The organism is Acinetobacter sp. YH12254, from assembly GCF_013417415.1.
Classification (GTDB): domain Bacteria; phylum Pseudomonadota; class Gammaproteobacteria; order Pseudomonadales; family Moraxellaceae; genus Acinetobacter; species Acinetobacter pseudolwoffii.
The window spans coordinates 1-24505 of the sequence record NZ_VPEB01000003.1 but is presented as its reverse complement, the minus strand read 5'-3'; the positions used below and the strand labels follow the sequence as shown (position 1 = coordinate 24505).

Genomic DNA, 24505 nt, shown 5'->3' with positions numbered 1-24505 from the left:
GCGCTGCTCATTTGATTATTTAAATTTCAAGTGTCGTGAAAGGTGAGAGCGCCTCCAGAAAAGTTTGCTTTTCTAAAAAGTGAATGTGAAACATAAATAATATTGATGTTTAGGATCAGATGTCATATTTATTTCTTAATGGATCGATAAAGGAGATACACATGACCAATAAATCAGAGCAAGAATCAAATCCGCAAAAAGAATCTAATGATGATAAAGGCAATCAGGATTCGTATAAGGGCGTGAAGCCAGAGAAAAAACCCAATGCAGAACCGGAAAATCCATTGAGAGAACAAAAATAGCTCTTTCACATTCTAAAAGCCCTAACTTGCTTTAGGGCTTTTAGTTTTTCGACAACCGGTGATCTCTGGGTTTCGCTCTAAACTCATCTCTCATTTCAAAGAAAAACTCATGAGCTTGTTCATGATCGCAGCATAACCAATCATGGCGTGATTCTTCAGGAATCACAATAATCGAGCGCTTCTCGTCATCTGGATGGTGGAACTGTTTCATCAATAGGTGTTGATCGGAATTTATAGTCAGCATCGAAAATGATCTGATTTTTTCACCCTCAATGAGCACATCATCATAAATGGCTGCAACGGTAAAAGGGTTGCCATCTTCACGTGAAATACCAAACCAGTGCGGTTTTCCATCGATATATTTAGGTTCATAGAAAGTATCCACGGGCACTAAAGCAAACTGGTTATTTTTCCAGGCATGTCGAAAACTTGGCTTGGACGCTATTGTTTCAGTTCGGGCATTGTAAGTATGTCGACCATATTTTAATTCTTTCGCCCAAAAGGGAATCAGTCCGAAACGTGCAATATCTAACTCAAACCCCTCAGCACCTCGCATCATGATAGGAGCAGGTGCTAAGGGGTAAACATGTGATTTCATGTTCAATTCAAGTTGTTCTGCATGAAGATCTAATAAAGAGAGCTGACTTTTTGAGGGGAATTCATAGTTTGAACACATGACCGACCTCTTTGCTTAGCATTCTGATCTGCGATAACAATTAAACTATAAGAATGATGACCTCAAAACAATTCGAAATCGTAAATGTAGTTGGGTCTGGAAACGGAATTTTTATGGTGAATATGAATGTAATTTTTCGCCAATGGATGAAAAATAATCTTCGATAAAATGAGCGCCCAGATTCCATTGCTATAGTTTTATTTCCAGTTTTGCCTCCTTTGCCTGAAGGAGCTATCTTTTGCGCAGAAAGGTCATGCTGCATTTTATCTTTTGTTTATTCGGTCTTCATGGTGTCACAGAAATCGAATGCCAAGCGGATGGTAAAGAAGTGAAAGTATGTCGTGACTGCTTGAAAGAAGAAAGAGTTACATAAACGGTAAGAAAAGCTTAAACATTCTTATCACTATTAATTCAGAATAGGCATTCACAATAAAACTCATAATTTTAGAGAATATAGAATGCCTAGAAATAATTATTTACCCGCTCTAGAACAAGTTTATGAGTTTTTAAAAGAACGTCCTGGCTTTAAAGAGAAAAGTGAGTTTGATAAGTCAGTAGAGTATTTTAGAACGCTGCACGAAGGAGAGCCTCAGGAATTTAAAGTCCAAGCATTCCATAACATTAGTGGTAAATTTGGAAATAAAGAAATACTGAGCATAAGTTCTGCACCTAAATTTACGGATAAAAACAGCTTCCTTAATTGGGTTGATATGCACATCAACAATTAGGTTTTGACGTTAGAACAGCTTATCCAATGGTCAGCTTTGTTATTTTCTACCCATACATTAATTAACATGGAGTACAAAAAACACTCTAAATTAAGTTGGAAAACTACACATTTGAATGCTAATTTTTGTATTCAAATCTGACAGTTAATGAGGTGAGCAATGAAGTTGTTGACTTTGTTTGGTGTAGGCGTAGCCGCAAGCTATTGTTATAAATCTATGAAAAATGGCAAGCTCGCTCTTTCCAGACCAAATTTTGATGAAAGTGTAAAACGATTTGTACTGCAAGAATTCGCAGCTTGTAAGAATTAGATCTATTGGATTAAAGAGCTCATCGTAGGATGGGCTTTTTTATTTCTCAGGCTTTTATGGAAAATGTTTATCTTTTGAATGCAAAAAGCCTATCAGGGAGATAGGCTTCTTTTATTAATTCAACATAATATTATGAGTTTTTCTTATTCGCCTGATTTTTTTGATCATTTTGCTCTTTGGTTATAGGAGCTGGCTCTCCTTGATTCGGTTTTTGCTCTTGCTCATTTGGCTTAGGTTTGTTCTCAGTCGCATTATTAGAAAATTGATTGAAAGACGCTTTTTGAGCAGTATTTGTATTAACTAACATAAGTTTCTCAATTTTAATTGTCGAAGATTCGACCTGCCAAGAATGGCATATTAAAAGCACTTACAATGAGATGATTTAGAGATGCGAGTGTAGCGATATGTAGGATTTCGAGATTTATATCTTATTCATATTTCACCATATTTTTGAATCATGGTGCAGGTAGATGATTTGTCTACTAAAGTGCGAAGTCAGTGGAATTATCGGATATTGCTTCGATACCTAAACTCCACAATGAGTATTTTAGTTCTAAAAATAGGCCTCTTAAATAGAGGATTGAAGATTTTAAATCAGTGGCTTAGCTATTTGGAGAGAAGATTTAAAGCGTGTTTTTATTTCAAAAGTATTCAATATTCCCGTAACTTTGCTTTATTAAGTATCAAAGGTGAATTGAAATAACTCCTTCTTAAAAATATTCCCATTTTTATCCGAGGTTGCTCTATAAAAATAGATTCATGTTTTCACGCATTGTAAATGCCTTTCAATATTGATTTTTTACTTTAGCCACATTTAGCCATAAACTTACGAAAATTTCGTGCCTTAGGGTGCAGTCTACAAATTTTTTTAAAATATATTTTCTGTGGATTTGTAGACCTTTGAACAGCAAGTAAGGGCAATTCAATGCAATATGACGCAACTATTAGTATTTATAAGCCATTGAAGATGCAAGGGAATACAATCTAATGCAAGCACTTGCAATCAGTACCAGACTGGGAGGATTCTATTTTTTCTACTATGCGATTGTGGGCGCATTCATGCCGTTCTGGAGTCTGTATCTGGAAGATCAAGGCTTTAACTATCAGGAAATCGGTGTTTTATCTTCTATTGCGATTCTCACTCGGTTTTTTGCGCCTTTTATTTGGGGCTGGATTGCAGATAAATCTGGTAAGCGCATGTTGCTGGTACGGATTGCCACCTGGATGGAAGCCTGTATCTGGTTGATGATGTTTATCATTCCTAACAGCTTTCAGTCAGTGGCTTTACTGATGCTGATTTTCAGCTTTTTTCAAAATGCGATTTTGGCACAATTTGAAGGCGTGACTCTATTCTGGCTCGGAGAAAAAAGAGCAGAGCTCTATGGCAAAGTACGAAAATGGGGATCTGTCGGTTTTATAATCGGTGTATTCGGCTTAGGTACCGTCTTTGAAATTATCAGCATCAGTATGTTGCCAGTCTTGTTGCTCTGTATTTCATTTCTGGCCTTTCTCTGGTCATTTACTATTAAAGAACCAAGGACGGCACCCACTGCACAGAAACAGCTCGAACCTTTATGGCCGATATTCAAACGTCCTGTCGTGTATAGTTTTTTTCTGATCGAATTAATTCTGTTATTTTCGCATGCACCGTTCTATAGTTTTTACAGCAATTATCTAAGTCAGGCTGGATTTAGTACCAGCCAGATTGGTTTGCTGTGGTCAGTCGGAGTTATTGCAGAAATTATCATGTTTGCCTATGCGACGTTCTTTTTGACACGCTGGTCATGGCGTCATCTGGTCACGCTATGCTTGTTAATGACTGGATTAAGATGGTTCATCGTTGGGGTATTTCCTGCTTCATTTACGGCACAGTTTTTTGCTCAAACGATTCACGCTTTCAGTTTTGGTTTATTTCATATGATCGCAATGCGGGTAATTTTCCAGAACTTCTCTGCAGGGCAACAAGGGCGTGGACAGGCACTTTATAGCACCATGTGGGGGATCGGGGTAGCAAGCGGTAGTATTCTGGCTGGTTATTATTGGGATCAAATAGGCGGAACATCTATCTTTATCGCTGCTGCGGCATCGACCTTGTCTGGTTTATTGCTGGTTTTCGGGTTGCCTAACAAAGTCGAACTGCAAAAACAGGCTTGAACATATTATCTTGACATTAAATACGGATTTTTGAGTATTGCTCAAACCACGGCTGTGCCTGCTCCAGTTGGGCCGCAAGTTGGAGCAGTAGATCTTCACGTGCAAACGGCGCAATAAACTGTGAACCGAGCGGCAGGTTCTGGTCATTCCAGTACAGCGGTACCGACATCGCTGGAAGGCCGGTAATATTGGCGAGCTGGGTAAAGGGCACCCATTTCAGATTTTCTTTAACAATCTTATCGACCAGTTTGCCTTGTGCCAGCAAATGTGCTTTACCCACATTCAATAAAGCTTTTAAAATTGGTTTTTGCCAAGCAGGTGTTTTGACCTCACCATTTTTCGGAGCCACTGTCGCCGTTGCAGGCGTCAAATACAGATCATAATCATCAAAGAAATGATTCATCTGGGTTACATACTGACCCCAGTTATTTAGGTTCTGAATATAATCCAGCGCGCTGGTCTTGGCTCCGAAGGCGGCCAGTGCCAAAGAGTCCAATTCAAAATCATTCGATCTAGACGGATAGCTTTTCTGGATTTCATCCAGCATGAAAGAAAACTGGCTAAACCATGTGGTAATAAAATCCTTGGCCAACTGCATCCCATCAATCGCTGGACGGTCTTCAATCACTTCATGACCCAGAGACTCTAGTAGTTTTGCTGTATGTTTAATAGCTTGAATTGCATCCTGAGAGACAGGTGTGCCAATCGTAGAATAAGTGCTAAACGCGATTTTCAGCTTCTTGGGTGGCTGCTGAATCACATCCAGATAATGATGTTGAGGACGTTGAATTTTAAACAGTGAACTATGATCTTCACCATGAGTAGCATCCAGCATTGCAGCACTGTCACGCACCGTTTTGGTTAATACATGCTGAATCGCAGCGCCATGCATGGCCTCACTCATTTGCGGCCCCCAGGGGGTACGGCCACGACTTGGTTTTAGACCAAACAGCCCGCAATATGAAGCGGGGATACGTATCGAACCGCCGCCATCGCCTGCACCCGCAATTGGTACAATGCCGGCAGCCACAGCAGAAGCCGAGCCACCCGATGAGCCGCCGCTATTATGTTGTAAATTCCATGGATTTTTACAGCTACCCCAGGCATCTGGTTCGGTAATCCCTTTAATGCCAAATTCAGGCGTATTGGTACGGCCAAAAGTGACAATTCCAGCTTTTTCCCAACGATTGACAATCTCGGCATTGGTTTCGGCAATATAACCGATCCGTTTTAAGCCCTGACAGCCATAAGAGGTTGGATAACCTGCATATTCCTGAAACAGGTCTTTGACCAGAAAAGGCACACCGGCAAAAGGTCCGGATAAATTCTGCTGGGTCCGTTTTAATGCATGCTCATGCATGGGAATAATAATAGCATTCAGTTCGGGATTGGCAATTGAGCTACGCTCTAAGGCAGCGGATAAAAGTTCACTGGAATGTACCTGTTTATTGGCGACCAGTTCAGCCAGTCCTAAACCGTCATATTGTAGATATTCTTCTAATTTCATTGCCATTCCCTAGCGTTAATGCTGTTCAAGGTTGTAGATGATTTTAGTTTAAGATGCAAGTACCACCTGATTACGTCCACGATGTTTGGCCTGATATAAGGCCTGATCCGCAATATTGATCAGGTGTTGCAGGTCTTGTGATTGTGGTTCATTTTGATGGGTAATCCCTACACTCACGGTAATGTAGAGATCTGAACCATCTGATTGATGCATCGGGGTTTTTTCTACACGTTTACGTATGCGTTCTGCAATATCCTGAGCCTCAAAAGGCTCGGTGTTCCAGAGTAACAGCACAAATTCTTCCCCACCAATTCGTGCAAACAGATCTTCAGCACGTAAATTGCAGCGAATGATTTCCGCAAAATGTTGCAGCACTTTGTCACCGACATGATGGCCAAAATCATCGTTCAGACGTTTGAAATGATCAATATCCAGCATGATGACCGAAAATTCCATTCTGTTGGCATATTGCAGTAAATATTCACCTTTCTGAAAGAAAAAATGACGGTTCATGGTGCGGGTCAGACTGTCATGATTGGCCAGATAGAGAACCCGTTTAAACAACTCATTGCGGTTTTGACTAATAATACAAAGAATAAGCGGCGATAAGGCCAGCATAAACAGCCCGATCCGGAGCGAAATATAAATCGTAGAATTTGCCAAGGTGTCATGCGTTGTGGCATAAAACTGCGTCAGGCTGTAATAGGTTAAAATAATCACAAACGCATTAATCAGTGTCATGCTAAACAGGCGATAGGTTAATGCGGCCCAGATAAGCGCAGCCAAAGGATAGAGCAGGGCGCCCGGACCTGAAAAAATATTGGTGATGATGACACAGAGTACGACTGTAGCTGCGGGCAGAAAATAACTGAAATGATGAGGCTTTTGACGGCGGTTTTTAAACAGATACTGCATATCCTTGATTCTGGGAAAGGCCAGAACCAAAGGTAATACCACGATATAATTGACCATCTCGCCCGTCCACCATAGACCAAAATCAATCCATAAGTTTTCTTTGGTCATGAATGTATTGGGTAAGTTTGGCAGGGTGGCAACTGCAAAAGCAGCGCTGGCCAGACAGCCGGCAAATGCGAAGATGCCAAATAAATGAATAAAGGTATAACCGGTATTGTAGTATTTATAATTAATCTTGAAATAACGAATAAAAATATCGAGACAATGGTACTAATCAGATTGGAAAGTGTAAGAAACAGGCTTTGCAGCAGACTGTTGCCTATGACCAGATCTGCAAACATAAAAGCACTGAATGCACCCAGCCAGCCACCCAGATGATTTAAATGTGGAAAACGCAGGAATATGGCCAGTAAGGCAGCATTGGCTGGCCAGATCAGGGCGAGATAGCCGAGTGGCCTGGTTGCGATCCCAATAAAACAACATACTAAAACAGCGAACACAATGACAAAATAAGCATAGGTTTCATGATTTAATTGTTGTTCTGTTATTCGAGCCAATTGCAAATTTAAAATCCTATATTTAAATTTTTAAGTGTGAATGATCACTTTGTTTAGCAAGTAAGTCTGATTTTATATATACAGTTATTTTTTGATTAATCTGTTATTAATACATGATGTTAAGATTGTTATATACGAAATATATACAAAATAAACTGGAAAAGAAATCCATGTTTTTAAACAATATGATAAAAACTTTATGGACTCAGATTTAAACTGCTCCAGAGTGGGATACGATTCTGAAAAAATATGCTAACTTAGAATCAATTGTTAAAACGATGCCGGTAAATATGAAAAAAATATGTCTTAGCCTTATCTTACTCATGAGCTCACCTTGGCTAATGGCGACAGAAAATAAAAAACCAGCGGAAGTTTCTGCTAAAGCTGCTGAAATCCCAAATACATTTACCGTGAAAACCCGGCCTGAAATTGTGGGGTTGTGGGGGATGGAAATTCCGGATAATAAAAAATGTATCGAATATTATAATTTTAAAAGCAATAATAATGTCGTAATTAAAAGTGGTGAAGAGTGGACTTCAGGATTATATGATTATCAGCCTGCACAGGATCCGACCGTTCAGATTCCCGCACTGATTCTTCAGGTTAAATATGATAATAATGAAAAAGACTGCTCAGGCAATCAGGTTGATCAATCCGGTGAAATTTCCCAGTATTTTGTGAAATGGCAAAATCCGTACACGATTAATTTCTGTGCCAATGACAAGGCCGAGCAATGCTTTGCCGTGCTCAGACGTGTATTACCATAAATGAATCATCAACATAAAAAAACCGCTGAATTTCAGCGGTTTTTTATAAGCTTTAAGCTTATTGAGCTTTCTCTTCAGCACCTTCTAGCTGTTTCAACAAATGTTTTTCCAGATAATGAATGTCCATCGCCTGTTTGCAGAAGTTTTTATCCTGAAGGATTAAATCTTTGTGCAAAGGAATGTTGGTTTTAACACCAGTCAAAATCATTTCTTCCAAGGCATTTCTCATGCGAGAAATAGACGTCTCACGGTCCTTGCCATGCGAAATCAGTTTGGCGATCATCGAATCATAATACGGCGGAATGCTATAGCCTGGGTAGATGTGCGAGTCTAAGCGGATACCTGCGCCGCCTGGTGCATAGAAGCTCTCAATCTTGCCGGGTGAAGGCAAGAAGGTTGATGGATCTTCTGCGTTAATACGGCATTCAATCGCATGTCCTAAAACCTTGACATCTTCTTGATGAATATCGAGACCTAAGCCACCAGCAATACGCAATTGCTGTTCGATAATATCAATACCGGTTACCATTTCAGTTACCGGATGTTCAACCTGAACACGCGTATTCATTTCAATGAAGAAGAATCCATCATCTTCAAACAGGAATTCGAATGTACCTGCACCACGATATTGCATCAGTTTACAGGCATTGACACAGGCTTCTAGAATATCGGCACGTGCTTGCTCTGGTAAGTTCGGTGCTGGCGCTTCTTCCAGTACTTTTTGATGGCGACGCTGTAGCGAGCAGTCACGATCATAGAGATGAATCGCATGGCCATTACCATCAGCCAGTACCTGTACTTCAACATGACGTGGCTTTTGCAGGAAACGTTCCATATAGACCGTATCATCACCAAACCACATTTCTGCATCACGCTGTGCAGCCTGAACAGATTCCAGCAGGGTGTCGACATTTTCGACGATACGCATACCACGACCACCACCACCAGAAGCAGCTTTGACAATCAGCGGGAAACCGATCTCTTTCGCTTCAGCGAGTGCATTGTGAATGGTTACGGCATGGTCGCAGCCCGGTACAGTTGGTACACCCGCTTTTTTCATGGCAATAATGGCAGAAACCTTGTTCCCCATTAAGCGAATATGTTCTGGACGTGGACCGATAAAGATAAAACCAGAATTTTCTACGATTTCAGCAAATTCAGCATTTTCAGCGAGAAAACCATAACCAGGATGGATGGCATCTGCGCCAGTAATTTCAGCAGCTGTAATAATCGCAGGAATATTCAGGTAGCTGTCACTGCTCGCACCCGGACCGATACAAACCGCTTCATCACAGAAACGCAAATGCATCAGGTCTTTGTCTGCGTCAGAATAGACACCTACGGTTTTGATCCCTAAAGTTCTGCAAGCCCGGGTGATGCGTAAAGCAATTTCACCACGGTTTGCAATTAAAACTTTTTGCAACATTATAAATCCCCGGGGTGATTAAGCGCGGTAGCGGAAAAGTGGTTGGCCGAATTGAATCACTTCACCATTTTTCACTAGAATTTCTTCGATCACACCACTTTGAGTTGCTTCAATCGGGTTCATGATTTTCATGGCTTCGATAATACCTAAGGTATCACCAGCAGAAACGGTTTGACCCACTTTGACAAATGTCGCTTCGCCTGGGCTTGGTGCAGAGTAAAACACCCCAACCATTGGAGAGGTTTCAACAGCACCGCGCGGAGACTTCGCCGCAGGTACTTCAGCTGCAGGTGCAGGCATTGCAGGAACAGCCGCTGCAACCACTGGATTACGACGAGTTAATGCAATCGATTGATCGCCTTCTTTAACTTCGATCGCCTGTAAGTCAGATTCAATCATCAAGTCGATGAGTTTCTTGATTTTACGGATATCCATGAGACAGTATTCCTAATTAAGATTTTGTAGAAGATTGTATTTTTTCAATGACATAGTCGAGCGCAGCAGCATAGCCTTTTGCACCCAGACCACAGATCACGCCGATGGCTTTATCGGACAAGTACGAATGATGTCGAAATGCCTCGCGTGCATGGACGTTTGACAAATGGACTTCAATAAAAGGAATGGCGACACCAAGCAGGGCATCACGAACCGCAACAGAACTATGTGTCAATGCTGCCGGATTGATAATGATATATTGTACGCCGTCGAGTTGGGCTTGATGAATTCGGTCAACGATTGCACCTTCCCAGTTGCTTTGGAAGGTATCGAGTTGTAATGTGGCCTGTTGAGCCTGAGCAGTCAGTTGCTGATTAATATCGCCAAGCGTAAGATGACCATAAACTTCTGGTTCGCGCTTTCCAAGCAAATTTAAATTCGGTCCATGAATAACCAAAATGGTCGAACTCATCCAGCATGCTCCAATTAAAAAGTATCGAGGTTTGTTTGCAAGATAGCTGCAAACTCTGCTTATTATTGCATGATTTTCTACATGACTATTTATAATTTCTTTGAATTGACGTAGAAAGCATATCCTAAACAGTGGCGCTATAATGAAAACTTTGCAGAGATTTGGCAATGTTAAAAAATTACAATTCGCAGGGTATTCAGATTGTTTTCATTGTAAACCCAATTGGCAAAAACAGTTAATATCCTTTATGTAACTGTATCTTCATGTTAACGCTAAATTCTTCCTTTTAGTGATATTTTTAGTTTTGAGCAAGAGTTGTCTGGCTGGTTTTACTACAATGTTCGACTTCTAGAGCATAGAAAACGCTTTACATTCTGACTTTAAATTTGTGCTGATTATCCTCTTTATATATAAGATATCGACCGCTTCTTAAAACGTGATGAAAATTTAAAAATATAAGATAAGACAATATGTTAAATCTTTTTGATGATATTTTCACTTAAATTTTCCTAGGCCTATTCTTCCAATAGATTGGAATTAGTTACATCACTTTCAATTCAAGTATTCATGACAGACACTGCACAAGAATCTATTTCTTTTTCCTGAGATAAAATTTGAACCTCAGCAGATTTAAGCTGAAAAGCTCGATCTATATGCTTCATGTGTATAGATGAGCGAAGTGACGAATGTGTTCATCTTCAAGTCTTCTATACAGTGAAGCCATTAATTGCCTAACGCTTAGATAGTGGCAAAAACGCATACATTTGTTGCAATTTTGCGCACCATCATTTTTTCAAGAAAAGTTTAAAAGTATTGAAGAGCATAACGATTGAACTAAATAGGCCTGATTGAAGCGGAATACGAGCTTAAAGCAAAATTTGCTCTATAGATGCCTCATCTAAATTAACTTCTTGAGCTAATCTTTATATAATTATGTGATTCAACTCAAGCCAGACCTTCTATGACACCTGCATGCAAACTATTAAAAGCCAATAAAATCGAATATAGTATTCATGAATATGAACATGATGCTAATGCCAAAAGTTTCGGGCTAGAAGCTGCTGAAAAATTAGGGCTCTCGGTGGAAGAAGTCTTTAAAACTTTATTGGTCACGGATGATAAACAGTATTTTGTTGCGGTATTGCCGGTACATCATCAACTCAATCTGAAAAAAGTAGCGCAGGCTGTAGGATGCAAAAAACTTCAGATGGCAGATCCTAAACATGCAGAACGTTTGACCGGTTATTTGGTTGGCGGAATCAGTCCCATTGGCCAGAAGAAACGGTTAAAAATAGTGATTGATGCTAGCGCAGAACAGTTGGATAAGATCTATGTCAGTGGTGGTAAAAGAGGCTTGGATATTGGATTAAAACCGGCTGATCTTGCCAAAGTACTCAATGCACAGTTCGTCGATGTGCTGGATACATAAAATCAAAGCACGATGATCACCTAAATTCATAGAACCTGAAGTGATAGATTTAAAATAGCTGCATATTTTTTGGTCGGAAATAACAGTAAATCATTTTATACGTTTGTATATTAGATAAGTTAAAACACAGCCTGACTGTGTACAAAACAAGGAATCAAAACAAAAATATAAATTATTATGCGGAGCATAATGGATGAAAATTCAAAATAAAAAATGGCCACGGTTCTGTCTGACCTTATCTGTAATGGCGATGCTGTCTGCGTTTCCGAGTGTACAGGCCGCTTCTGCGCCTTCAGCAGCACCTGCCAATTCACAGCAGGTTTTCTTTGTCGGAAACAACTGGGATGGTACGGTAACCGTGATTCGGCCATCGGGTGATTTTGGCAAAATAGGCGTCATTAACATGATTCCTGACCGGAAAGAGCGCCTTAAAGAAATTCACCTGAATCCAATCAAACTGATTGCCTATACTTATATTCAGGCCACAGCCGGTGAAGGCAATGATCAGCTGGTGGATGATATGTACTCGACACCAGATGGTCAGTCAGTCGTTGCATCGCGCCCAAGTTTCGCCGATGTGGTATCAATTAATATCAAAACTGGCAAGATTAACTGGCGGACGCCTGTAGAAGGCTTCCGTGCCGACCATATGGCGGTATCACCAGATGGGCAGCGGGTCGCCGTATCTGCATCTTCAGGCAATGTGGTACATGTCCTGGATATCCATACCGGTAAAGAGTTGGGCCGTTTCAGCACTGGTGATAAACCACATGAAAATATTTACTTCGATGGCGGCAACAAGATCCTGAACTCTGCTATCGGCAATGTGGAAACGTCGATGGATGCACAGTGGCAAGACTTTACCAAAGGCAAGCGCTATATCACTATCGCAGATGCCAATACACATCAGGTGGTGAGAAAAATTGATTTTAGACCTGCACTCGATGCTTTTGGCCGCAAAGATTTATCCAATTCAGTACGACCGATGGTGTTTAGCAAGGATGAAACCAAACTGTATGCTCAGGTTTCATTCTTTAATGGTCTGATTGAATATGATCTGAATCAGAACAAGATTAGCCGGATCGGACAGCTTCCAGGCAGTGATAGTATCCCGAAAGACCGGACAAAATGGGTCAATGATTCGCGTCATCATGGTTTGTCAATCAGTGCTGATGGTGAAAAGCTCTGTGTCGCCGGTACGATGGATAACTACGCTACCATTGTAGATCGCAAGACGCTGACTGCCGGGAAACTGATTTCTGCAGGAAAACCTTATTGGGCAACGCGAAGCCCGGATGGTCGTAGCTGTGTGATTTCAGAAAGTGAAACCGATGTGGTGACCGTGATTGATTTTGCCACAGGGGATAAAGTGCTCAGTGTACCAGTTGGGAATCATCCACAACGTGTCCGGATCGGCTATGCACCAATAGACTGGTCAACGCCGTAGTCGAGCAACGATATAGGCAGCGTTTTGATAAGAGCTGTCTTTATTGGGTTGAGGAGATCAAGATGAAAGATAAGACCGTTCTTTTATATCTCATCATCGGATTACTCTTGTTCGGCATTTTGGTGGCTATTGCTTACCAGATACGACAAGACATCTATCGGACTGATTTTGCCAATCAAGTCCAAGCCCATCGTGATCAGGTTGCCCGACTTGAAAAATCATCCAGCTATATGTCTCTGAGTTTTAAGAGCAATAGCCAAAATACACAGGCTGAACCAAATAATGTAGCTACAAAGCAAAGCCTATTGTTAAAGCAACAACAGTTATATCTAGACTTTGCTCAAATCATCAGTGCTTTAGGTCAGGGGCAACAACCAGATCCTAGACAGGTCAGTTTGCTGGTTAGTCTACAGCAGACGCTGGTAGAAGCTAAACTGGTGACTCGAGACGAGGCGAAAGCACAAATTGAGTTTCTGCTGAAAGTTCTGCCAGAAATGGATCATGAATTGCATCGGGCTTTGCGAACCTTAGAACAAATCCGAAGTTGAGGAATTCAAGCCACGAATATCTTTTATTATTTTAGATGTGAAAATTGCTTTCATAAAAAAGCCCAAATGAGAATTCAGGCATTTAGATATAAGTATTGAAGACAGCGTACTTTTATAAACAATTTGCAGGCTTGGGTACGCCGGCCAAACGGCTTAAATGCCGCGCGACCAGACCCGTATTAAACTTTTCCTGAAGCATGGCATTGTTGATGTCAGCACTAACCGTTTTCATTAGGAATTTAATTAAGGGACGTGTGGCCGGTGAATGGCCAAACTGCTGATAGAACTGACGCACTGCTTGCAGAATTTCAAAATGCCACGGGGTTAAGTTCAGTTCCAGGTTATTGGCCAGGACTTGCGCGACTTCTTCATTCCAAATGGTGTAATCGATCAGATGACCATCTTGATCCAGTTCTAAATTCATATTTAACTCATTGATTATTTCATTGAAATACAGCGATTAAACCCGAGGCAAAGATCTGCAAAATCGGCAAAATCGAGAAGCTTGACCTGATCCGGCAAAGGCTGTGTCAAAAGCTCTGCATCATTTTCCAGCATGTAAATTTTCGGCAAATTTTGTAGAAATGAATGCTCCAGCTGTAATACGGCTTCACCCATCAGTACGATCTGATCAACTGGGGTATAAATTTGAGCGAGTTGTTCCAGAATCTGCGCCGTTGCCGCATAGTTCGATTGGATCAGATAAAGTGTGTGATTTGACATTTTATATATCCTTTATTCCTTACCAATACAGCACATGATCAAAGCCTTGAATAAACGCTGGGCTTAGCTCAATAAATTCAATCTCTTGTTCGTTCTGAGCCACAAAGGGCGAGTTCTGGTTTTTCTGTTCAATCAGAATTGGAGTGAGGTCATAAAACTCAAAACTGTCGACCATATTTGATGCCAGTTTAAAGGCATGTTGTAACTGATCAAATTGCAGTTCTGAGCGTAGAAGACTAAGACCTGCACCTTGTAGCAGAACTTTCACTTCCGCACCAAATGTCGCCAAAACCATGGTCGCAGACAGGCTTTCATGCACTTGCAGGCTGGTCAGATTGGCTTGGGTTAATATAACAAGTACAGATTTCACACAAGATTCCTTGGAAAAGCAACACATTCTAAAAAATGGAACATCTAGAATTGAATCAGACGTTGTGAGGATTGAACAGCATCGGCAAGTTCACCTAAACCGACCAATTCAAAGGCATCCGCCAGATTATGCTGCTGAATATTGTGACGTTGAGCATTGTCCTGATCTGTAATCCCTCGCGCCAGTGCTGCACTTACACAGACCGGTAGGCGAATATTGAGTGCTTGCCAGGCATGTGTAAGATGACGTTGATCGTCGGGCACCCATTGCAGTGCATTTGCGACCGACACGCCGTCCTGATAAAAGAATACGCGGAATTCTTGGTTTTTGTTGTGTAATGCCTGCGCCAAACCAAGGGCATGCCAGGCATAAATAGAAGTTGGTGCGGAGGTAACAAGAATTAAGGTGCTCATCGAAATTCACTACAGGCTTGATCAATAGCAACAGCTTGATCTGGGCTTCATCAGAAAGTAGGTAGTATACAATGATTTTAGTGACGGGTGGATTAGGCTTTTTAGGCTCACATATTGCTTTAAGTCTGTTAGCACAAGGATTAGAGGTCATTGTGGTCGATAATTTGGCCAATGCCAATTTGCAGACGCTGGAGCGACTTGAATATATTTCCGGGATGTATGTGCCTTTTATCAAAATTGATATTCGCAATACGCCTGCATTAAACAAAGTATTTGAACAGCATTCGATTCAGGCTGTAGTACATGCTGCCAGTTTTAAGTCGCTAGAAGAATCAGTATTAAAACCCCTTGAATATTATAATGATAATGTCAGCTGTATTATGAGCTTAATGCGCGCCATGCAACGTACCGGCGTACGGCATCTGGTGCATTTATCCAGTCTGGCAGTCTATGGACAATCCGGTACGGATCTCAATGAAGATCTACCTTTTAACTATACTTATCCCAATCCCTATATTAAATCGCAACAGATGGTTGAGGAAATTATTCGGGATACTGTCAAAACAGATAACGAGTGGCGCATTGCTATCTTAAGACTATCTAATATTAGCGGCGCCTTCGAGCATGGTGTCCTAGGCGAGGCGGTGCCACCTTTACCGAAAAATATTGTGCCTTTGGCAATGCAGGTCGCTGCGCAGCAGCGCGAATATCTGGAATTACGCCGTCAGGCTTATACTGCGGATGGAACAGTAGAGCGGAGTTTTCTGCATGTGGCAGACAGTTGTGATGCGGTGATTAAATCCTTGCAGTGGCTATGGCAACAACAGGAATTAAAATGTGAAGCCTTCAATATTGCTGGAACGCTCATTTCGATACAGGATTTGTTGGATCAACTGGCAGAAGTGACCCAATCTGCAATTAGAACAGTCGATGCCTTGCCTTATCCTCATGCAGAGCTTGACCAGCTAGGCGCGAATATTGAAAAGGCACAGCAGATTTTGCATTGGCAACCGCAACGTTCACTGAAAAAGATGCTTGAGGATGAATGGCTATTTTATCAAAATATACTGAGAGGACAGTAAATGAGATAAGTAAAAAATATTTGATAATAATTATCATTTACATATTTAATATAATCGATTACTTTTAATCAATCTAGCAAAGTATCGTGATAGATGCTTTTAAAATCAGCGATATGTAAAAAATTGAGGTTGAACATGCAAACACGTATTGAACATGACACCATGGGCGAAGTGGCTGTACCGAGTGAGGCTTTATGGGGCGCTCAGACCCAGCGTAGCTTGCAAAACTTCAAGATCGGCAATGAACGCTTGCCACGGGCAATGATTGGTGCAATGGGACTGGTAAAAAAAGCTGCAGCCTTGACCAATGCTAAACTGGATCAGATTCCTCAAGAGCTGTCGGGCTATATTGTGGATGCAGCAGATGAGGTGATTAGCGGGCAGTGGGATAGCCAGTTTCCACTGGTGGTCTGGCAAACCGGTTCAGGCACGCAAAGTAATATGAACTGTAATGAGGTGATAGCCAATATTGCCAATCAAAAATTGGGCAATCATTTAGGTGCGCAAAAACCGGTTCATCCAAATGATCATGTCAACCGTGCCCAATCGACCAATGACTCTTTCCCGACTGCGATTCATGTCGCAGCGAGTTTGCAGATTAATCAACTTCTTATTCCAGCGCTTACCCGTCTACGCGATACCTTGCATGCAAAATCTTTAGCCTTTGCCGATATTGTCAAAATTGGCCGGACGCATTTACAGGATGCGACACCTTTAACCCTAGGTCAGGAATTTAGTGGTTATGTATCCCAACTTGATCATGGCTTGATTCGCTTACAGCAAGCTTTACTGGGTTTGTATGAGTTGCCATTGGGCGGGACGGCTGTTGGTACAGGTCTAAATGCCCATCCTGATTATGCAGTTCAGGCCGCAGAGACACTGGAGAAGCTGACAGGTCTACCATTTGTCACTGCTCCGAATAAATTTGAAGCTTTGGCCGGCCGTGATGCTGCGGTATTTGCTTCAGGCGCATTAAAAACCCTTGCAGTCAGCCTAAATAAAATTGCCAACGATATTCGTTGGTTAGCCAGTGGGCCTCGTTGTGGATTTGGTGAACTGCGTATTCCTGAAAATGAGCCAGGTTCAAGCATTATGCCGGGTAAGGTCAATCCGACGCAAAGTGAAGCCATGACCATGGTGGTGGCGCAAGTGCTTGGAAATGACACCACGATTAATGTGGCAGGTGCATCGGGTAACTTTGAGCTGAATGTGTTTATGCCTGTGATTGCCTATAACTTACTGCAATCCATCCAGCTCTTGGGCGATGCCTGTAATAGTTTCAATGATCACTGCGCCGTAGGTATTGAGCCGAACCGTGACAAGATTGATCATTTCTTGCATGACTCATTAATGCTGGTCACTGCATTAAACCCGGTGATTGGTTACGAGAATGCAGCCAAGGTTGCCAAAACTGCCTATAAAGAAGCTAAAACCTTAAAGCAGGTGGCTGTTGAACTTGGTTTAGTCACGGCTGAACAGTTTGATGAGGTGGTGCGTCCTGAACAGATGGTCTCACCAAATGTAAAATAAAGCGTTTAAGGCTTTTATTTTCAATCTTTCAGCCTGTTTTATCATGGAATTGTCAGCAGTGGTTTTTATCTCAGGCAGAGTTGCGTACAATAGAACTCGATGAGATTAACCACTGATGATTGTTTTATGCTTGATATTTGTTTAACAGATGTTCAAAGAAAGGTGCAATTCAAGGATTATCCAGGTGAGCATCCTGTTAAATTTATTCTGAATTTTAAAAAGATTTTTCCGAGCGTCATGGAACTTCTTTTACCTGTTCTACCGGATGATGAAAATCTGGAAGAAATGTCTTGGGAATCGACCAGTAGTGATTTTGAGACCTTCCAGATGTTGTTAACCGGTTGGGGCATTATCGAACTGCGCTTAAAGGCGATCACCCAGTTTAAAGATAAGGCATTTGCCGATCGTTTGGTTAAACAGGCCCAGCAGAAACGCAGAGACTATCAAAAACAGCAGGCGAAATTGACGACTGTTGAGCTTGATTATCTGTTTATGCATGAAATGCATGCGCTGATTGATGCAGAACTGGTCGAGCTGGGTGAGAAATTCTATTTACCAACATTGCGTGAGCTGTGGAAAAGTAAAGTTACTTCTCAAGTCTTGAATGCAAAATTTTAATTTAAGTTTAGAGTTTTGATTGAACAAATTAGTCCTCCAGTTTTGGGGGATTAATTTTGTGGGAGAAATAAGATTTCCTTCTTAAAAGTATGATTTCTAGAAATAGCCTAAGCAATAAGGGATTTTCAATAAATCAGTATTTACTTTAATTATTTATAAAAATTTATCAGCAATAGGGTGTGATCAATCACTATTTCTGTTCAGATACTCCTATAACGCCAGTAAGTTTAACAATTGTTCAAAAAATAGATAAATCAAACCATTTTTATCTTAAAATATATAAAAATATCAAATAAATAGCTTGGTAATTCAGGTCATTATTTTTTAAGGTAGATGGACTTTATGCTTAAATAAAGTAAAAGCTAAATTGATTAGCTTTCCTTCACAAAAATAGTTGAAGGTTCAAATTTTCCCGATGATATATCCCAGGATTTTAGAAAATGTCGAATCAGTTTTTAGATTTAATTACTAAACGCCGTACTATTTATGCTATTGGCAAGTAATGTAGAACAATCTCCTGAGTATTTAAGCGATTTGATTCAAACTGCGATCAAGCAAAGCCCATCGTCTTTTAATTCCCAGTCTTCACGCGCCGTGATTTTATTCAATTCAGAACATGAAAAGTTTTGGGGTATCGTTGCAGATAAATTAACAAGCTATGCCAAAGACGAAGAGAGCGCTGCAAAAACAACTGCTAAAATGGACAGCTTTGCTGCTGGTGTAGGCACCGTACTATTTTTTGAAGATCAAACCGTAGTACAAGCTTTGCAGCAACAATTTCCGTCTTATGCTGATAATTTTCCAATCTGGGCAGAACATTCTACGGCAATTGCGCAATTTGCAACGTGGACAGCACTACATACAGAAGGTTTGGGCGCATCCTTGCAGCATTATAATCCGATTGTAGATGAGCAGGTACATGCTGAGTGGGAGATTCCAGCCAACTGGAAGCTTCACGCACAGCTGGTCTTTGGTTCAATAGAAGGTGAACCGCGTGACAAAGATTATCTTGCAGACGAAGAGCGTTTTAAAATTTTCAAATAAGCCTGAAATTCATATTTGCGCTTAAACAATTTTAAGCGCAGATATTTTATAATATCTCGACGAAATCCTCATCAGCATTGCTAAAATTCAGTTAAAATAGCGTGCTAATGCAAATAAATGAGTAATATCGAATGTCGAAAAACACGCAAAATCTATCACCTTTACAAGAACTAATCGCAGAGCAAAAGTTACTTTGTGAAGAAGTAGGCTCAGCTTATGTTGAAGTCACGGGTGATGATGTTGTTGCTGTGGCCGTACATACCTTAAAGCAGGATCCGATAGTTGGTATTCGTAAAAAGCCTGAGACAGCGGAAAATATCAGCTGGTATATTTATGGCGGAGAACCTTCAAGTGAAGATGCTTTTGAAACGATGACCGTACGTGAATTACAGGACATCGCACCAGAAGTATTACCATATCTGGCTCTGGAAACAGGTTTTCGTTTCATGATTGATGCCGATGATTATGAAGATGTCTGGAAAGAAGAAATCTAAATGCTAAAAAAATCATCTTTCATTTGTGCAGGATTGTTATTCTTACTGAATAGCATGGTCTTTGCAGAACCACTTTCACAAAGTGCGTATGACCAGTTTATTTCAGAACAGACTAAAATCGTCAATGAAACCAAGCACATTTTAGATGAAGATGATCCAAAGGCCGATGCCAAAACCCAACGTCAGGCTTTTTGTAATCGACTGAAAGCCTATCAGGACATTCAAAAAGTTTCTGAAGAAAATAACAGTCTGGATATGGCGCCCATGATGGCTATGGTCGCCAAAAGTTTTCTTGATCGACAGGATCAGAGCCTGAGTAAATCAGGAATGACCACCACCTTATTCTGTAAAAATAGGGATGTTGAATAGGGCGAGTGGTACTTCTTCTCATCACGCATTAATGAAAATAAAGAGAATATTATTATTTTAATCTTGGCTGGATTTTGACCAAAAAATATCATCTTAAATAAGATGCATCTATCTGTAGGGTTTTTTGTAAAGTTAAACTAAAGTATAAACATGATTGTTACTCATTATCCCGGGGATATATCCTGGAAATAAGAAAATTGATAACTATAATTTAACAATTAAACTTTAATATTTTTCTAAGCTTTGTCGAGAGATCTTTTAATACTGCATAATATTGTTGCTTGATCATGTCACACATAAGCATTATAGAAATGACTTCATAACGAATAGCGTGAATTTTGTCTTCATACATAAATGAATGGTACTCCAAGCAGGGTAGTGAAGTTATATCTTATATTTATGCTACAAAACTAATCCTGTTGTATTTATAAAATAGCCTAAGTATTTTATATATTTTAGCGGCAAATATCCCTGTTAATTTATTACATGCTCTAAAACAAAAAAAGGAATGTATGTACAAATTTCTGTTATACAAAATAATGGACTAACTTTGAAAAAGTAGTGGGATAGTAATCTATTTGTTCTAGTATCATCCTTATTCTGAAATTAAAAATAAAATATGGGTGCGATTTCTCTTAATCCCAAGGCTATTTTAAAAATGTATTAGATCGTCTTTTATATTGATGGGGCATTTTTCTTTAATTCAAATTAATAATTAAGCTTTGAACACTTTTAATCTGATGATGAATTTAGCCTAAGCAAATTGATCAACCTGCTACAAATAGCCTAAGTAAATTTTTATTTTAAAAATTTGGCAATTGATTAATTTTCAATATCAACCCACTATTAACAATTAAATCAAGAAATCACGGAATTCTCAAATGATCCTTAACTATCAATTACACCATCATGAAACTTCAACAGTATCTCCAATGATCTTTATTCATGGTTTATTTGGTAGTTTGAGTAATTTAGGAGTATTGGCTCGACATTTTTCTGAACAGAGAACCGTGATCCAAATTGATGTGCGTAATCATGGTCTTTCTAGTCATAGCTCTGATATTAACTATCAGCTCATGGCAGAAGATGTATTGGAAACTTTATCCAGTTTAAATGTTCATAAGTTTGTCGTTGTTGGACATTCTATGGGTGGGAAAATTGCTATGAAACTGGCAGATTTAGCTCGTGAACAGACTGAAAAACTCATCGTGCTTGATATTACACCGATCCAATATCATGAAAGTCATCATGCTGAAATTTTTAAAGCCTTATTTGCAGTACAGCAAGCAAATGTTGCTTCACGACTGGAAGCAGCAAAAATTATGCGTAAATATCTTCATGAAGAAATGGTGATTCAATTTTTATTAAAATCCTTTAATAAAGGGCAGTGGCTGTTTAATGTTCAGGCTTTATTTGATCATTATCCAGATATTATGGCTTGGGAAAAGGTCGAAAAAATTAATCGGCCAGCCTTATTTCTGCGTGGTGGTGATTCTTTTTATATCTCAAAACCAGAACATTTTGCAGCAATTAATGAACAGTTTTCTCAGGCAAAAATTGAAGTTATTGAAAATACCGGTCATTGGCTACATGGTGAAAAACCAGATGAAGTCATTAAATACATGCAAGCATTCCTTAATTAAGTAATATTTACGGATGTAATGTATGTACCTGTAATTGACCTTCATGGATCAGTTGATGCGCCATCTCAGCAGTTTTCTTTAAACCGGGCATACGATATTCAGTATGTCCGAAATCTTTAATGGATTTCCAGCGGCCGCCCCAGGTCAAACCCACCGATTCAGCGACCTGACCATATAATTCATAACCGCGCATGGCCCAAGGATCACGTTCTGTAATGACTACTTTGCCATGCCGTTTAAAGGCAATATCTGCAGCCAATCCAAATTGATGATAACTCTGAAAGCCTTTAGCCTTGGTAATATTACTATCGGCTGCCAACGAATTTTGCCGTTCCGGACTCCGATAGCCTTCAAGTAAAACCAGCTCATAATCATGCTGTTCTTTCATGATTTTAAATACCATCAGTAAACGTTGCTTAAATCGTGGATTCATCTTATGCCATTTACGGTCTGCTGTACTGATATCTGAATGTGTATGCATTGCTGGTCTATAAATATCTTTAAGGTTTGAATTAAAGCTTTGTGCTGAAATAGCCGGATGATCTGGAAAATGCTCTTGTTGAAGGGCTTCTATAATGAGGTGGTCAGCAACTTCAGGCGGAGCCGTCAACATTTGCCCATCCAAAAGAGCATAAATTTGTGGATCAACTTTCCTTAAATATTCAGATTCAAATTTTCTGGCAGTTAAGGGCTGGGTAAAAGCGAGTAGCAAAATACTGCCAAATAATATTAATCCGGTAATCAAAATCCACCACTGCTGAACATACCAATGAGAATGCAGATGTTCAGGCGAGGCCGCCCGATAAAATTTACGTGAAAAATGTATTGCTTGAGTCAATTGCTGTTTACTTTGCGGAATGAATCTGAGAAAAACAGCCTGTATCCTTCGTCTAAATTCATAGGACAGCAGGGCGAACATTACCAAACTCATTAGGGTGAAGCTACTCAATATGATAAAAATCATAAGTGAAATACTTGATCTAGTTCAGATTCCAACCCAATCTTTTCTTAAGCGATATAAATTGCACAACGGCGCAATTCTTCGCAAAGATTGCATTCAATTTTTCTGAAGTAAATACTTTTAAGTTTTTATTTTTATGAGCTTTCTATGAGCTTTCATGGTATTGATCTGAAAAATTTAATTAGGGTAAATGAATCGTAATATAAGCTTGCTCAGCAGGAGCGCTAATCAGATTCTGATATTGAGCAAAAATAGTTGTTTGTTCTGTCGATAAAACATATTTAAAAGCGACAAAGCTGAATACTGCACTCAACCTATAGCTGATAATTTAACAGCTGAAGGTTGTAAGAAAAATCGCAGGATTGAATTTGAAGTGCTTTAAAGCCTAGGTTGCTTGAGCATCATATCTATTTGTGGCTTACAGACTGATTTCGTATAATGTATATTATGTTAAATTGAGTACATGATACTTTAAGTTCATCTATCTTCTACTGTTCATAAAAGTTAATTTTGAAATTTTCAGCTTCATTACTTTTTAATGTCAACAGCTCATTTCTTTATAGAGATATGCCTCAAAATCTTAATGAGGTAAATCTCATATTTCCTTTTTTTCAAATGAAATTTCTCATACGCTATTACGTTAGCTATTACATTTAGTGTGATCATGTTAGTTTGGCTGCTTCAACACCTTCATGTAATTTTACTGGTGTATCTTCTTGCTAATATATTTATTGACCCTGCCAAACTTGGTAAAGGCCTATCCTTATCTAAAGCATTTTTCTGCTATTTATTAATCAGCGCAGATTCAAATCTCAAGTGCGACACATTTGTAGTTAGTTGAAAAAGTTAGGTGTATTCGTAGAATCATTGGACTTTTTCAACTCGCAATTGGAAAGCACACAATGAAGAAATACACCCAACTTTCTCAAGATGAAAGATACGAAATTTATGCTACTTTGAAAAGTAAAAGTTCAATCGCTAGCCTTGCTCGGGAGTTAGGGCGTTCACGATCAACCATCTACCGTGAATTAAAAAGAAATACTGGCAACGTGGATATAGAGCTCAACAGGCAGCTAAATTTGCAAGTCAAAGACGGTACCGTCCTTTATCACCCATGACAGCATTTGCCTTCGCTTATATTGATTATTTGATTGGTTTGGACTGGTCACCAGAACAAATTTCAGGTGCTTTAACACAACGCGGTTGGCTGGATGTACCTTCACATGAGTGGATTTACCAGTACATTTATCAAGATAAATCAAAAGGCGGTAAACTTTATCTACACTTAAGGCTTCAGAAGAAATATCGAAAACGCGGTTACAAAAACACGGATCGTAGGGGGCAAATCATTGATAAAACAAGTATTCACTGCCGAGACCAGGTCATTGATCAACGACAACGTTTAGGAGATTTCGAAGGTGACACGGTGATTGGTAAACATCATAAAGGTGCTTTATTGACTCTCGTTGATCGAAAGAGCCTGTACGTACATATTGTTCATTTAGGGCCAACGAGAGCATCCTCTCAAACGATTACTTGTGCATTAGATCGTTTACGGATGAGCCATGCTTATAGTGTTACTTTTG

Annotated in this window: 24 protein-coding genes and 3 pseudogenes; 15 read left to right on the top strand and 12 right to left on the bottom strand. The window is 39.9% G+C overall.

What is annotated here, in order from left to right:
• Positions 1-161 precede the first annotated feature (161 nt).
• Positions 162-302 carry a hypothetical protein gene (locus FTV29_RS03320; RefSeq protein ID WP_005096816.1) on the top strand — a complete coding sequence of 47 codons (141 nt, stop codon included), beginning with the start codon at positions 162-164 and terminating at the stop codon, positions 300-302.
• A 40-nt stretch (positions 303-342) separates the two neighbouring features.
• On the opposite strand, the gene FTV29_RS03315 is transcribed toward FTV29_RS03320, so the two are convergent.
• Positions 343-978: an SOS response-associated peptidase gene (locus tag FTV29_RS03315; RefSeq protein ID WP_074382826.1), complete on the bottom strand. Its 636-nt coding sequence runs from the start codon at positions 976-978 to the stop codon at positions 343-345.
• Between the two features lie 458 nt (positions 979-1436).
• Here FTV29_RS03315 and FTV29_RS03310 point away from each other — a divergent pair, with 458 nt between their 5' ends.
• Positions 1437-1706 carry a hypothetical protein gene (locus FTV29_RS03310; RefSeq protein WP_074382825.1) on the top strand — a complete coding sequence of 90 codons (270 nt, stop codon included), beginning with the start codon at positions 1437-1439 and terminating at the stop codon, positions 1704-1706.
• 439 nt (positions 1707-2145) lie between these two features.
• Here the strand turns inward: FTV29_RS03310 and FTV29_RS03305 are convergent, their stop codons facing one another.
• A complete protein-coding gene (locus FTV29_RS03305) occupies positions 2146-2322 on the bottom strand; it encodes a hypothetical protein (RefSeq protein ID WP_180075068.1) in 177 nt (58 codons plus the stop codon).
• 680 nt (positions 2323-3002) lie between these two features.
• Here FTV29_RS03305 and FTV29_RS03300 point away from each other — a divergent pair.
• Positions 3003-4169 carry an MFS transporter gene (locus FTV29_RS03300; protein WP_180075067.1) on the top strand — a complete coding sequence of 389 codons (1167 nt, stop codon included), beginning with the start codon at positions 3003-3005 and terminating at the stop codon, positions 4167-4169.
• 16 nt (positions 4170-4185) lie between these two features.
• On the opposite strand, the gene FTV29_RS03295 is transcribed toward FTV29_RS03300, so the two are convergent.
• Both FTV29_RS03295 and FTV29_RS03290 read right to left on the bottom strand, forming a co-directional pair.
• Positions 4186-5676, bottom strand: a complete 1491-nt coding sequence (locus FTV29_RS03295) for an amidase (protein WP_180075066.1) — start codon at positions 5674-5676, stop codon at positions 4186-4188.
• Positions 5677-5724: 48 nt separating this feature from the next.
• A pseudogene (locus FTV29_RS03290) lies at positions 5725-7154 on the bottom strand (diguanylate cyclase).
• A 317-nt stretch (positions 7155-7471) separates the two neighbouring features.
• On the opposite strand from FTV29_RS03290, the gene FTV29_RS03285 reads away from it, so the two are divergent.
• A complete protein-coding gene (locus FTV29_RS03285; protein WP_005096827.1) occupies positions 7472-7915 on the top strand; it encodes a hypothetical protein in 444 nt (147 codons plus the stop codon).
• 58 nt (positions 7916-7973) lie between these two features.
• On the opposite strand, the gene accC is transcribed toward FTV29_RS03285, so the two are convergent.
• The 3 genes from accC to aroQ are packed head-to-tail and all read right to left on the bottom strand — an operon-like array spanning position 7974 to position 10248.
• The gene (gene accC / locus FTV29_RS03280) at positions 7974-9341 is read right to left on the bottom strand and encodes an acetyl-CoA carboxylase biotin carboxylase subunit (RefSeq protein ID WP_180075065.1); all 1368 of its coding nucleotides are present in this window, start codon (positions 9339-9341) and stop codon (positions 7974-7976) included.
• An 18-nt stretch (positions 9342-9359) separates the two neighbouring features.
• Positions 9360-9776, bottom strand: coding sequence for an acetyl-CoA carboxylase biotin carboxyl carrier protein (accB, locus tag FTV29_RS03275; RefSeq protein ID WP_005096830.1), 417 nt, complete (start codon positions 9774-9776; stop codon positions 9360-9362).
• A gap of 16 nt (positions 9777-9792) precedes the next feature.
• Entirely contained in the window at positions 9793-10248 is a 456-nt protein-coding gene (gene aroQ / locus FTV29_RS03270) for a type II 3-dehydroquinate dehydratase (RefSeq protein WP_005096831.1), read from the bottom strand.
• A 961-nt stretch (positions 10249-11209) separates the two neighbouring features.
• Between aroQ and ybaK the strand changes: the two genes are divergently transcribed.
• The 3 genes from ybaK (at position 11210) to FTV29_RS03255 (ending at position 13672) form a co-directional block, all read left to right on the top strand.
• Complete coding sequence (gene ybaK / locus FTV29_RS03265) at positions 11210-11677, top strand: Cys-tRNA(Pro) deacylase (protein ID WP_180075064.1); 468 nt, start codon at positions 11210-11212, stop codon at positions 11675-11677.
• 193 nt (positions 11678-11870) lie between these two features.
• On the top strand, positions 11871-13124 hold the full coding sequence (locus tag FTV29_RS03260) for a YncE family protein (RefSeq protein ID WP_180075063.1): 1254 nt from the start codon (positions 11871-11873) through the stop codon (positions 13122-13124).
• 62 nt (positions 13125-13186) lie between these two features.
• Positions 13187-13672 carry a hypothetical protein gene (locus FTV29_RS03255; protein WP_180075062.1) on the top strand — a complete coding sequence of 162 codons (486 nt, stop codon included), beginning with the start codon at positions 13187-13189 and terminating at the stop codon, positions 13670-13672.
• Between the two features lie 112 nt (positions 13673-13784).
• On the opposite strand, the gene FTV29_RS03250 is transcribed toward FTV29_RS03255, so the two are convergent.
• The 4 genes from FTV29_RS03250 to tusD are packed head-to-tail and all read right to left on the bottom strand — an operon-like array spanning position 13785 to position 15178.
• On the bottom strand, positions 13785-14096 hold the full coding sequence (locus FTV29_RS03250) for a TusE/DsrC/DsvC family sulfur relay protein (RefSeq protein ID WP_005096835.1): 312 nt from the start codon (positions 14094-14096) through the stop codon (positions 13785-13787).
• A 14-nt stretch (positions 14097-14110) separates the two neighbouring features.
• Positions 14111-14395, bottom strand: coding sequence for a hypothetical protein (locus FTV29_RS03245; protein ID WP_005096836.1), 285 nt, complete (start codon positions 14393-14395; stop codon positions 14111-14113).
• A 19-nt stretch (positions 14396-14414) separates the two neighbouring features.
• Positions 14415-14765 carry a hypothetical protein gene (locus FTV29_RS03240; protein WP_074382816.1) on the bottom strand — a complete coding sequence of 117 codons (351 nt, stop codon included), beginning with the start codon at positions 14763-14765 and terminating at the stop codon, positions 14415-14417.
• 44 nt (positions 14766-14809) lie between these two features.
• On the bottom strand, positions 14810-15178 hold the full coding sequence (gene tusD / locus FTV29_RS03235; protein ID WP_005096839.1) for a sulfurtransferase complex subunit TusD: 369 nt from the start codon (positions 15176-15178) through the stop codon (positions 14810-14812).
• Positions 15179-15249: 71 nt separating this feature from the next.
• Between tusD and FTV29_RS03230 the strand changes: the two genes are divergently transcribed.
• The 7 genes and pseudogenes from FTV29_RS03230 to FTV29_RS03200 all read left to right on the top strand — a co-directional run bounded on the left by FTV29_RS03230 (position 15250) and on the right by FTV29_RS03200 (position 21958).
• Complete coding sequence (locus FTV29_RS03230) at positions 15250-16260, top strand: NAD-dependent epimerase/dehydratase family protein (protein ID WP_074382815.1); 1011 nt, start codon at positions 15250-15252, stop codon at positions 16258-16260.
• A gap of 135 nt (positions 16261-16395) precedes the next feature.
• Positions 16396-17790 (top strand): class II fumarate hydratase, encoded by a 1395-nt coding sequence (fumC, locus tag FTV29_RS03225; RefSeq protein WP_005171036.1) that lies wholly within the window; start codon positions 16396-16398, stop codon positions 17788-17790.
• Positions 17791-17916: 126 nt separating this feature from the next.
• The gene (locus tag FTV29_RS03220) at positions 17917-18408 is read left to right on the top strand and encodes a hypothetical protein (RefSeq protein WP_180075061.1); all 492 of its coding nucleotides are present in this window, start codon (positions 17917-17919) and stop codon (positions 18406-18408) included.
• Between the two features lie 440 nt (positions 18409-18848).
• Positions 18849-19452, top strand: a pseudogene (locus FTV29_RS03215) (nitroreductase family protein).
• A 131-nt stretch (positions 19453-19583) separates the two neighbouring features.
• Positions 19584-19946 (top strand): hypothetical protein, encoded by a 363-nt coding sequence (locus tag FTV29_RS03210; protein WP_005171032.1) that lies wholly within the window; start codon positions 19584-19586, stop codon positions 19944-19946.
• Positions 19947-20315 (top strand): hypothetical protein, encoded by a 369-nt coding sequence (locus tag FTV29_RS03205; RefSeq protein WP_005096846.1) that lies wholly within the window; start codon positions 19947-19949, stop codon positions 20313-20315.
• A gap of 881 nt (positions 20316-21196) precedes the next feature.
• Positions 21197-21958, top strand: coding sequence for an alpha/beta fold hydrolase (locus FTV29_RS03200; RefSeq protein ID WP_180075060.1), 762 nt, complete (start codon positions 21197-21199; stop codon positions 21956-21958).
• 7 nt (positions 21959-21965) lie between these two features.
• Here FTV29_RS03200 and FTV29_RS03195 read toward each other — a convergent pair whose 3' ends face one another.
• The gene (locus FTV29_RS03195; protein WP_180075059.1) at positions 21966-22922 is read right to left on the bottom strand and encodes a M15 family metallopeptidase; all 957 of its coding nucleotides are present in this window, start codon (positions 22920-22922) and stop codon (positions 21966-21968) included.
• A gap of 899 nt (positions 22923-23821) precedes the next feature.
• On the opposite strand from FTV29_RS03195, the pseudogene FTV29_RS03190 reads away from it, so the two are divergent.
• A pseudogene (locus FTV29_RS03190) lies at positions 23822-24505 on the top strand (IS30 family transposase); the annotation flags it as partial.

Coding starts and splice junctions, on each gene's coding strand:
- FTV29_RS03320 (WP_005096816.1), top strand. CDS start 162: ATGACCAATAAATCAGAGCAAGAATCAAATCCGCAAAAAGAATCTAAT.
- FTV29_RS03305 (WP_180075068.1), bottom strand. CDS start 2,322: ATGTTAGTTAATACAAATACTGCTCAAAAAGCGTCTTTCAATCAATTT.
- FTV29_RS03255 (WP_180075062.1), top strand. CDS start 13,187: ATGAAAGATAAGACCGTTCTTTTATATCTCATCATCGGATTACTCTTG.
- FTV29_RS03210 (WP_005171032.1), top strand. CDS start 19,584: ATGTCGAAAAACACGCAAAATCTATCACCTTTACAAGAACTAATCGCA.
- FTV29_RS03230 (WP_074382815.1), top strand. CDS start 15,250: ATGATTTTAGTGACGGGTGGATTAGGCTTTTTAGGCTCACATATTGCT.
- FTV29_RS03260 (WP_180075063.1), top strand. CDS start 11,871: ATGAAAATTCAAAATAAAAAATGGCCACGGTTCTGTCTGACCTTATCT.
- accC (WP_180075065.1), bottom strand. CDS start 9,341: ATGTTGCAAAAAGTTTTAATTGCAAACCGTGGTGAAATTGCTTTACGC.
- aroQ (WP_005096831.1), bottom strand. CDS start 10,248: ATGAGTTCGACCATTTTGGTTATTCATGGACCGAATTTAAATTTGCTT.
- tusD (WP_005096839.1), bottom strand. CDS start 15,178: ATGAGCACCTTAATTCTTGTTACCTCCGCACCAACTTCTATTTATGCC.
- FTV29_RS03205 (WP_005096846.1), top strand. CDS start 19,947: ATGCTAAAAAAATCATCTTTCATTTGTGCAGGATTGTTATTCTTACTG.
- FTV29_RS03250 (WP_005096835.1), bottom strand. CDS start 14,096: ATGAATTTAGAACTGGATCAAGATGGTCATCTGATCGATTACACCATT.
- FTV29_RS03295 (WP_180075066.1), bottom strand. CDS start 5,676: ATGAAATTAGAAGAATATCTACAATATGACGGTTTAGGACTGGCTGAA.
- fumC (WP_005171036.1), top strand. CDS start 16,396: ATGCAAACACGTATTGAACATGACACCATGGGCGAAGTGGCTGTACCG.
- FTV29_RS03245 (WP_005096836.1), bottom strand. CDS start 14,395: ATGTCAAATCACACACTTTATCTGATCCAATCGAACTATGCGGCAACG.
- FTV29_RS03220 (WP_180075061.1), top strand. CDS start 17,917: ATGCTTGATATTTGTTTAACAGATGTTCAAAGAAAGGTGCAATTCAAG.
- ybaK (WP_180075064.1), top strand. CDS start 11,210: ATGACACCTGCATGCAAACTATTAAAAGCCAATAAAATCGAATATAGT.
- FTV29_RS03300 (WP_180075067.1), top strand. CDS start 3,003: ATGCAAGCACTTGCAATCAGTACCAGACTGGGAGGATTCTATTTTTTC.
- accB (WP_005096830.1), bottom strand. CDS start 9,776: ATGGATATCCGTAAAATCAAGAAACTCATCGACTTGATGATTGAATCT.
- FTV29_RS03195 (WP_180075059.1), bottom strand. CDS start 22,922: ATGATTTTTATCATATTGAGTAGCTTCACCCTAATGAGTTTGGTAATG.
- FTV29_RS03285 (WP_005096827.1), top strand. CDS start 7,472: ATGAGCTCACCTTGGCTAATGGCGACAGAAAATAAAAAACCAGCGGAA.
- FTV29_RS03310 (WP_074382825.1), top strand. CDS start 1,437: ATGCCTAGAAATAATTATTTACCCGCTCTAGAACAAGTTTATGAGTTT.
- FTV29_RS03315 (WP_074382826.1), bottom strand. CDS start 978: ATGTGTTCAAACTATGAATTCCCCTCAAAAAGTCAGCTCTCTTTATTA.
- FTV29_RS03200 (WP_180075060.1), top strand. CDS start 21,197: ATGATCCTTAACTATCAATTACACCATCATGAAACTTCAACAGTATCT.